This window comes from Treponema sp. UBA3813, assembly GCA_002368605.1.
Taxonomy (GTDB): domain Bacteria; phylum Spirochaetota; class Spirochaetia; order Treponematales; family Treponemataceae; genus Treponema_D.
Genome location: DFEB01000011.1, coordinates 1 through 3,566 on the forward strand (window position 1 = coordinate 1; position 3,566 = coordinate 3,566).

3 protein-coding genes are annotated in these 3,566 nt (G+C 42.8%); 1 reads left to right on the plus strand and 2 read right to left on the minus strand.

The window, feature by feature from the left end; genetic code table 11:
• Both B2089_RS00995 and putP read right to left on the minus strand, forming a co-directional pair.
• Positions 1 to 778: hypothetical protein (locus B2089_RS00995; protein WP_296685452.1), on the minus strand; the 778-nt coding region annotated here is incomplete at its 3' end.
• Between the two features lie 110 nt (positions 779 to 888).
• Positions 889 to 2,457: a sodium/proline symporter PutP gene (putP, locus tag B2089_RS01000; RefSeq protein WP_296685455.1), complete on the minus strand. Its 1,569-nt coding sequence runs from the start codon at positions 2,455 to 2,457 to the stop codon at positions 889 to 891.
• Positions 2,458 to 2,637: 180 nt separating this feature from the next.
• Here putP and B2089_RS01005 point away from each other — a divergent pair.
• A partial coding sequence (locus B2089_RS01005; RefSeq protein ID WP_296685457.1) for an SGNH/GDSL hydrolase family protein occupies positions 2,638 to 3,566 on the plus strand: 929 nt, incomplete at its 3' end.

Consider the following 3,566-nt stretch of genomic DNA (forward strand, 5'->3'; position numbering starts at 1 on the left):
TCATGAGCATCTGGCGGATTGTCGCTTTAAGAATTTCATGGTTGACTTTGCCAATTTCAACTTCTACACCAATCAATCCAAGTTTTCTAGTTCCGATGTAAAGCGGCATATAGTAAGCGTAAGTCTTGCCAAATTCATTGTCAAAAGCGTCATAACCAGTAGGCTGAATTCCCGAAATCCATGCATCCCATTCTGTTTGATGTTCCTCGAAAGCATGTGTTACCGTTATTCCAAGCTCAATATATTTCTCATCGTCAACAATTTTTGCATCACGCAAGGCATCAAGCGCATACATAATGCTTTTACCCGCTGTGTTTGGAATCACATATTCAACATAAGCCAAATTGAATCTTTGTTTTGCCTGCTCGAATTTATCGAGATAATATTCATGCTTGTAGACTGTATAAGCTGTTTTTACATCCTCAGAAAGCTCGTCAAACGAAATGTCCACGCCGAGAATCATTCCGGGATATTTTTTTAAGAAAAGATTTTCATACTTATGGCGAGCTTCTTGAATTTCTTTGGGGCCAAAATCATGCGGAACCAAAAGGTCTTTGTAATGCTCAACAAAATATTTTTGCCACCACAAAAAATCTGAGCCATCAGAAGTGATTACTTCTTCAAGATATGATGCAACATAGCGTATGCTTTCCTCGCGTTGCTGTTTATAAAGATTGGTCTGATTTAGATAAGAAAGAATTGAACCGAAAACGAGAGTTACGAATGTGAATCCCGCAAACATTAATGAGAATTTGAATGTCAGGCTGCATTTTTTCAAAGAAAACCCCCCGTTACAGTGGAATCCAAATGAAGCTTAAAACATGAATTCTATTATAACAGAGGGTTTTTAGAAAAACAAAAGAAATCTTTTTAATTATGAAGAAAAATTTAGTCTTTCATTTCTTTGTAGGCATCGAACTGAGTGAGCACTTTTTCGTCCTTCTTTTTGTCAAGGAGAGAGACAACAACTGTGAACAAAAGACAAACTGCGAAGCCCGGCAGAATTTCGTAGAGGCCGAAAATCTTGTGGACTGAAGCCGGAATATTGTGCCACAAAACGACAGCCGCAAATCCTGTGATAAGACCTGCAATTGCGCCCTTAGCCGTTGTTTTTCGCCAGTAAAGAGCAAGGAGAACGAGCGGACCGAATGTTGCGCCGAAGCCAGCCCAAGCGTAAGAAACAAGCCCGAAAATTGAAGAATTCGGATTGAGCGAAAGGAAGAGCGCAATCAATGAAATGAAGAAGACCGTGAATCGGCTGATGTTAAGGACTGTTTTTTCATCAGCATTCTTGTTGATGATTCCTTTGTAGATGTCCTGACCGACTGCACTTGAAGCCGCCAAAAGCTGAGAATCTGCGGTTGACATTGAGGCAGCCAAAATCGCACACAAGAAGATTCCGCCGATGAAAGCCGGGTACATCTTGAGCATTGTTGCGCTGAAAACAGTCTCAGCGTCGCCGAACTGAGTTACACCGGCCACAGCAACTTCCTCGCTGCCAGTTCCAAGAAGAACGCCGTGCTTCAAAAGATAAGCCGTGCCCAAAGTACCGATTAAGAATGTTCCGACATAAGAAATGACCATCCAGGCTGTACCGATTCGGCGGGCTTTTTTGATGTCCTCGTTTGAGCGGATTCCCATGAAACGGACGATGATGTGCGGCATTCCGAAGTAACCCAAGCCCCATGCGAGAGCCGAAATAATTGCCATTCCTTTGTAAGATTTGTTTCCTTCAAAAGCTTTCTGTAAATTCTCGCCGAATTCATTTGCGAGCGCACGAGCATCAAATGCCTGAACCTGAGCAATTGCCTCAGACGGGCCTCCCAAAGCAAAAATAGCGATTGTGGCTGAAACCACGAAAGCAACGAAAATCAAAGTTCCCTGAACGAAATCCGTAGTACAGACTGCGGTGTACCCGCCTGTGATTGTGTAGCACAAAATTACGACAAGGCCGATTGCCAGTCCTGCGTGATATGGAAGTCCGAAAACTGAGTTGAAAAGTTTTGCACAGGCAACGAATCCTGAAGCCGTGTAAATCGTGAAGAAGAATACAATCAGGACAACCGAAACGATTGAAAGGATATGAGATTTGTCGTTGAATCGGTTTGAGAAGAACTCAGGAATTGTGATTGAGTCACCGAAAGAAATTGAGCATTTGCGCAAAGGTTTTGCAACGAAAAGCCAGTTGAGGTAAGTTCCAACGATAAGACCAAGCGCAGTCCAGAAAGTCTCGCGAACGCCACCAAGATAGCACAAGCCAGGCAAGCCCATCAAAAGCCATGCGCTGGAATCCGAAGCCTCAGCAGAAAGAGCCGTGACCCACGGACCAACCTTTCGTCCGCCCAAGAAAAAGTCTGATGAGCTGTTGTTTTTGCTTGCGTTCCGAAGACCGATGTAAATCATAAATCCCAGATAAAGCAAGAACGCAAGATTTTTTGCAAGCATTACAGAATCCATTTTTTACTCCAATTTTAAATTAGTAGGACAATCTTAAAGGAATTTAAAACATTTTTAAATAGGACAATAGTTGTATAAATCTGACAAAATCCGACAAATTCACATCTTTATTTTAACTTTTTATTTCAAAAAACTCGTTCTATACTGATTTTAAATTCCTATATTCTATGGAGAAATAAAATGAAAAAAACATTTATTGCGGGCATTGCCCTGCTCACTTCCATTTCCTTCTCTGCTTTTGCTCAGGATGCAGCAACAGCAAAACTTGAGAAAACAGAAGCCGTCGTTGCAAAAGAAATCTCTGTTCCAAGCACAAGCGGCCTTTCTCGAATCTTTATCGTCGGAGACTCAACCGCATCGCCTTTCAACGATCCGTATTATATCCCGCGATTCGGATTCGGAACAAAACTTCAGGATTATCTTGACCCTTCAAAAGCTGCCGTCGTAAACCTCGCAGTAAGCGGCCGCTCATCAATCAGCTTTATTTCTGATTCAGGCTCAGCAGTAAATTACGACATCCTCAAAAAGAACATCCGCAAAGGTGACTATCTTGTAATCGCATTCGGTCACAATGATGAAAAACTTGAAGCAGAGCGTTTCACAGACCCGAACATGGGAAAAGATGATGAAGGCTCATTCCAGTATTCGCTTTATCACAACTACATCAAGCTTGCTCAGGATGCAGGCGCAACACCAATCCTCGTTACTCCAATCGTCCGATACAGCCCGAAAGGTGAATATTCTGGCTCAGTCGTCCATGTCACAAAGGGTGACGAAAAATTCCCAGGCGGAGATTACCCGGAAGCAATCCGTGATTTGGGAAAAGAGCTTAACATCGTCGTTGCAGACCAGACAGCAAACACAAAAGCCCTCTACGAAAAAGAAGGCGAAGAAGCAAAGAAATTCCATGCAATGACAGGCTCAAAAGAGGCTTCCCTTGATTCAACACACTTGAACGCTTACGGAGCCGCAGTCGTAGCAAAAATGCTCGCAGAGGACATCGCATCAAAAGACTCAACATTCAAAAGCTTCCTTGTTGCAAATCTTCCTTCACCATCATACAGCCTTGAAAGTCTCAAAAATCCGGCTTATGTAGAGCCAGGATTCGG

Excerpts from the sequence above, each read along its gene's own strand:
- putP (WP_296685455.1), bottom strand. The coding sequence starts at position 2,457 with ATGGATTCTGTAATGCTTGCAAAAAATCTTGCGTTCTTGCTTTATCTG.